Here is a 5,365-nt window from a genome sequence, read left to right as displayed (position 1 = left end):
CTCTGAAACCGAGATGCTGCGTTATATCCACCGTCTCGAAGCCAAGGATCTGGCCCTCAACTACGCCATGATCTCGCTCGGATCCTGCACCATGAAGCTCAACGCCACCGCCGAGATGATCCCGGTGACCTGGCCCGAGTTTGGCAAGTTGCACCCGTTTGCCCCGCTGGCGCAGGCCAAGGGCTATCAGCTGCTGCTGGCCGACCTCGAAAACTGGCTGGTGAAAGTGACCGGTTACGATGCGGTCTGCATGCAGCCCAACTCAGGTGCTCAGGGCGAATACGCTGGCCTCTTGGCCATCAAGAAGTACCACGAGTCCCGCGGCGAGGGGCATCGAGATATCTGCCTCATTCCTGCTTCTGCCCACGGCACCAACCCGGCCTCAGCCCAGATGGCGGGGCTCAAGGTGATCGTCACCGCCTGTGACAAGTCCGGCAACGTGGATCTCGACGACCTGCGCGCCAAGGCAGCCGAAGCGGGGGATCAGCTCTCCTGTCTGATGGTGACCTACCCCTCCACCCACGGGGTGTATGAGGAGACCATCAAGGAGGTGTGCGGCATCGTTCACCAGCACGGTGGTCAGGTCTATCTGGACGGCGCCAACATGAACGCCCAAGTGGGCCTCACTGCGCCGGGCTTTATCGGGGCGGACGTTTCCCACCTCAACCTGCACAAGACCTTCGCCATTCCTCATGGCGGTGGCGGCCCGGGCATGGGGCCCATCGGCGTGAAGAAACATCTGGCACCCTTTGTGGCCGGTCACACCGTGGTCAAGACCGACAAGGAGAGCCGTGACAACGGCGCCGTGTCGGCTGCACCGTTCGGCTCGGCCAGCATCCTGCCCATAAGCTGGATGTATATCGCCATGCTGGGTGACGAGGGGCTCAAAAAGTCCACTCAGGTGGCCATCCTCAACGCCAACTATCTGGCCAAGAAGCTGGGGGACTCCTTCCCGGTGCTCTACTCCGGCCGCAATGGTCGGGTGGCTCACGAGTGCATCCTGGATATCCGTCCGCTCAAGGAGGCTTCCGGCATCAGCGAGATGGACGTGGCCAAGCGGCTGATGGACTACGGCTTCCACGCGCCGACTATGAGCTTCCCGGTCGCGGGTACCCTGATGGTCGAGCCGACTGAGTCGGAATCCAAGCGCGAGCTGGACCGTTTCGTCGAGGCGATGACCGCCATCCGCGCCGAGATTGCCAAGGTGCAGGAGGGGCAGTGGAGCCTGACCGACAACCCGCTGGTACACGCCCCGCACACCCAGGATGACGTGATGGACAGTGAGTGGAATCGTGGCTACAGCCGCGCCGAGGCGGTCTTCCCGTCCGATGCCGTGCGCGCCGCGAAACTGTGGCCCTCGGTCAACCGCATCGATGACGTGTTTGGTGATCGCAACCTGTTCTGCGCCTGTATCCCGACTGAGGATTACGCCAAGTAAGTGGCGTCCAAGAGCAACAGTTAAGCCGTATAAACAACAGGGCCACCCAAACGGGTGGCCCTTTTTATATGTCATCTGATTGCTGCTATCCGAATGTCCGGCTTAAGTCCTTGAGCTGGCTCGCTTTGCTCTGCAAGTTGGCACTGGTTTCACTCACTTGATCGATTTTTAGGCTGTTATCGTGAGAGAGCGAGGATATCTGGTTGATATTGCGGCTGATCTCCTCGATGACAGCTTGTTGCTCGGTGGCTGCGGCGGTGATCTGGTTGGAAAAATCAGAGACCTTGTCTATCTCGACCACAACCTGATTCAGATTGCCGGTGCTTGCCCGTGTGGTGGTGAGGCAGGCGTTGGTTCTGGTCACATTGAGATGCATCATCTCTTTCCATCCCCCCAGGGTTTGCTGAATATGGCCAATGCTGTTCTGGATCTGCTCTGTCGCCTTGTGGGTTCTGGTCGACAGGCTGCGAACCTCGTCCGCCACCACCGCAAAGCCACGCCCCTGATCGCCTGCCCGTGCGGCTTCGATGGAGGCATTGAGCGCCAGCAGGTTGGTTTGATCCGCAATGCCGCGAATTTCGCTCATGATGGTGCCAATCCGCTCGGATTCGCTCGCCAGCTCAACGGCTGACTGGAAGGCTTGCTCCGCCTGGGTGGCCAGCGCCGACATCTCTTCACCCGCTTCCGAAAGCTGGTTGCTGGTGGTGATGCAGTGGCTGCGGGCTTCTTCGATCTGGCTGTTGCTGTCTTGAATATTGCGGTTGATCTCCTCGGCGGCCGAGGCCATCTGGGTGACGGCGGTGGCAATCTGCTGGATCTGAGTGTCTTGCGAAGAGATATCCTGGCTGGCCAGCGAGGCGGAGCCGCGCAGGTCATTGGCCATGGCATTGAGCGAAGCCGTGGTGTCATCCACCCGGCCGAGTACGGTACGGATCTTCGCTTGCCCGAGCTTGATATGGAAATCGGCAATGCTGTGGGGGGCATCCCCCGAGAAGATAAGGCGGCTGATGCTGTCGTAATCCTGCTCGAGCTGCTGCAAGAATCGCGGCGTGAGGAAGAGAGGGTGGCGATTGAACCAGATTGTTGCCAAGAGGGGTATGATGACCCAGAGCGCCTGCAGCGGTGAGAGCAGCCAAAGCGCGCTGATCACGCTGACGAGCAGCAGGGGGATGGTCATCATGGCCGGCGTGAGCTGGCGCAGGCCCATGTGAATGGCAGAGCCGGTTTCACGGGCTTTAAGGGTTTTGTACATCTTGTTGGCACGCGCTTTGTGCTCTGCGGCGGGACGGCAGCGGACGGATTGGTAACCCACCATCTTGCCATCTTCATAAATCGGGGTGACATAGGCATCAACCCAATAATAGCGACCATCTTTGCAGCGGTTTTTTACCATGCCTCGCCATGGTTTGCCTGCCTGCAGGTGGGCCCAGAGATCGGCAAACGCCGCCTTGGGCATATCGGGGTGGCGCACCAGATTGTGATGTTGTCCCAACATCTCTTCCAGGCGATAGCCTGCCACCTGACAAAACGCCGGATTGGCGTAGGTGATGTCCCCTTTGAGATCGGTCGTCGATACCAACTGGATATCGTCGGCAAATTCAACCTCGGTATCTGTGGTGTGAAGCGAGCTGGTTACCATGATCAGACTCCGGTTTCGGCGTAACGGAATACTTCGTCTGAGTATGGCAGAGGATGTTCATTTATTGTGTTGTTGCACATTAACTCTTGTGCTACTGCGTGGGGACGGGATGGGTCTCACATTTTTACAGTGCGGTTTGGCGAGGGGAGGCAAGCCAAGTAACATGGCGTGACTTATGGCTGTGCAGCGAGACAGGTAACGCAATGAAGTTGGATGCGATTTTATGGGATTATGACGGTACTCTGGTCAATTCGGTGCCGAAGAATATCGATATCACCAAGCAGATCCTGGCTGAGGTCGCCCCCCATCTGACCGGAGAACATCTGCCGCGCTATCTGCGCAGCGAAGCGGAGTATCACCATGCCAATCACGCCGCCAAGAACTGGCAGGCGCTCTATATGGATTACTACGGTTTGTCGCGGGACGAGATGGTGCTGGCTGGCAGTCTGTGGGCCAAGCATCAGGAGATGAACCGGACCGAGGTGCGGTTTTTTGCGGGGCTGGAGGCGGTGATTGACCATTTCTCTGCCATTCCCCACGGAATTTGTTCGCAAAACTCCCAAAAAAACATTCGCCGGGTACTGGAGCTGCATGGCGTGAACAGCCAGTTCAAGGCTGTAGTCGGCTATGATGACGTGCCCGGACAGCAGCAAAAACCTCATCCTTTCGGTGGCCTCAAATGTCTGGAGTCTATCTTCGGCCCAGCCAGGTGCCTGTCGCTGATCTATATCGGTGACCATGAAGCGGATGTGCAGTTTGCCCGCCATTTGCAAGGGGCACTTGGCGAGCAGAGCCGTGTGATCTCGGTGGCTGTCGCCTATAGCCGCGCGACCCCGGAGCGCTGGGAACACCAACCCGACCATATCGCCCGTGACGTCGAGGATCTGCTCCCCATCGTCGGGCAATATCTGTAACGCCGGTTGCAGATTGTCATACGGAACATGCAAAACGCCGATCAGTTGATCGGCGTTTTGTCTATGGGAAGCCTGATGGTTTCACACTCGGCTGCTTTGGCATTTTGCCTGTTTAAAGATGGGCGACTTAAAACAGCAGTTGCGTCAGGTAGCCCATCAGGATCGCCATGCCGAGGATCACGGTAAGGAAGGCCGCAATCATCGGGGTTCTGAACATGGATTTGAGCAGGATCACCTCGGTCAGACTGGCACCGGCACTGCCGATGATCAGCGCCATGACGGCGCCCATTCCCATCCCTTTGCCCAGCAGTACCGACGCCAGCGGGATCACGGCCTCGGCACGGATGTAGAGCGGGATCCCGACGATGGCGCTGAAGGGGATGGCCAGCGGGTTGTCGGCACCAGCATGGGCGGCGATCCACTCGGCCGGAATAAAGCCGTAGATAAATGAGCCGATAAGCACCCCCAGCAGGAGGAAGGGCAATACTGTTTTGAACTGCTGCCAGGCATCGATGCGAGCTTTGACCCAGGCGGTGGGGAGCTGTGGTGCACGGGTCAGGGTTGCAGTGCCATCGCCGCAGCAGGAGAGGGTGGCCTGTTTTGCCATCTCTGGTTGCGGTGCCGGGCAGCACGCCGCTCCGTTGAGGGGTTTGATTGTGCGAATGGCGCCGCGTTGGTTGTCACTGCAATGTGCTTGAGTGGTGGTGCGGGTCGCCGGGCCACAGCCGCTACCGCAAGATGGGGTGGCCTCTTTGGGGTCGATGACATGGCGCTCGAATCCCAATCTGTCGAGCAGCATGCTCGCCATGACGGAGACGCTGGCGGCGATCACGGCGTAGAGCAGGGTCACTTTCCAGCCGAAGGTGGCCCACATCAAGCCGACGATGATGGGGTTCAGCAGTGGCGAAATAAACAGGAAGGTGAGGGTGGGGCCAAAGCCAGCCTTGGCCGAGAGCAGCCCTCTCAGCATGGGGATGGTGGAGCAGCTGCAAAAGGGGGTGACGGCACCGAGCAGGGCCGAGAGCAGATAGCCCTTGCCATGTCTCGCCCCCAGCATCCGCTGGATCTTCTCGTCGGGGATCTTTTGACGGATCAGGCTGACCCCGGCGCTAATGACCAGAAACAGCACCGACAGCTCGACAGCCAGAAACAGGAACATCTGGGCTGCATCGGTCAGCATGGTTAACCACTCATTCATTGTCGTATCCTCACTTGGTTTCTATATTTCCAAAATAATCGAAACGAATGGCCGGTCAAGATATTTCTGGTATTATCGAAATATCAAATTCGTGGAGGGAGCAGAGATGCAACTGGAAGAGGTCGCCAAGGCATTGAAAGAGCTGGGTCATCCGACCCGGCTGTTTATCTTCAAGC

At 58.3% G+C, this 5,365-nt stretch carries 4 protein-coding genes; 2 read left to right on the top strand and 2 right to left on the bottom strand.

Annotated elements, in window-relative coordinates; all coding sequences use genetic code 11:
* Window positions 1-1,438, top strand: a 1,438-nt coding sequence (gene gcvP, locus DBR30_RS21885; RefSeq protein ID WP_258224353.1) for an aminomethyl-transferring glycine dehydrogenase, incomplete at its 5' end; no start/stop codon positions are given.
* Window positions 1,439-1,523: 85 nt separating this feature from the next.
* On the opposite strand, the gene DBR30_RS08280 is transcribed toward gcvP, so the two are convergent.
* Complete coding sequence (locus tag DBR30_RS08280) at window positions 1,524-3,077, bottom strand: methyl-accepting chemotaxis protein (RefSeq protein ID WP_058056654.1); 1,554 nt, start codon at window positions 3,075-3,077, stop codon at window positions 1,524-1,526.
* 203 nt (window positions 3,078-3,280) lie between these two features.
* On the opposite strand from DBR30_RS08280, the gene DBR30_RS08275 reads away from it, so the two are divergent.
* Window positions 3,281-3,991 (top strand): HAD family hydrolase, encoded by a 711-nt coding sequence (locus tag DBR30_RS08275; RefSeq protein WP_108542052.1) that lies wholly within the window; start codon window positions 3,281-3,283, stop codon window positions 3,989-3,991.
* Window positions 3,992-4,118: 127 nt separating this feature from the next.
* Here DBR30_RS08275 and DBR30_RS08270 read toward each other — a convergent pair whose 3' ends face one another.
* Entirely contained in the window at window positions 4,119-5,189 is a 1,071-nt protein-coding gene (locus DBR30_RS08270) for a permease (protein WP_108542053.1), read from the bottom strand.
* Between the last annotated feature and the right edge of the window lie 176 nt (window positions 5,190-5,365).

Origin of the sequence: Aeromonas sp. HMWF017 (assembly GCF_003061465.1) — a bacterium.
Taxonomy (GTDB): domain Bacteria; phylum Pseudomonadota; class Gammaproteobacteria; order Enterobacterales; family Aeromonadaceae; genus Aeromonas; species Aeromonas veronii.
The sequence above is the reverse complement of the archived record's forward strand: the minus strand, read 5'-3'. Positions and strand labels throughout refer to the sequence as shown.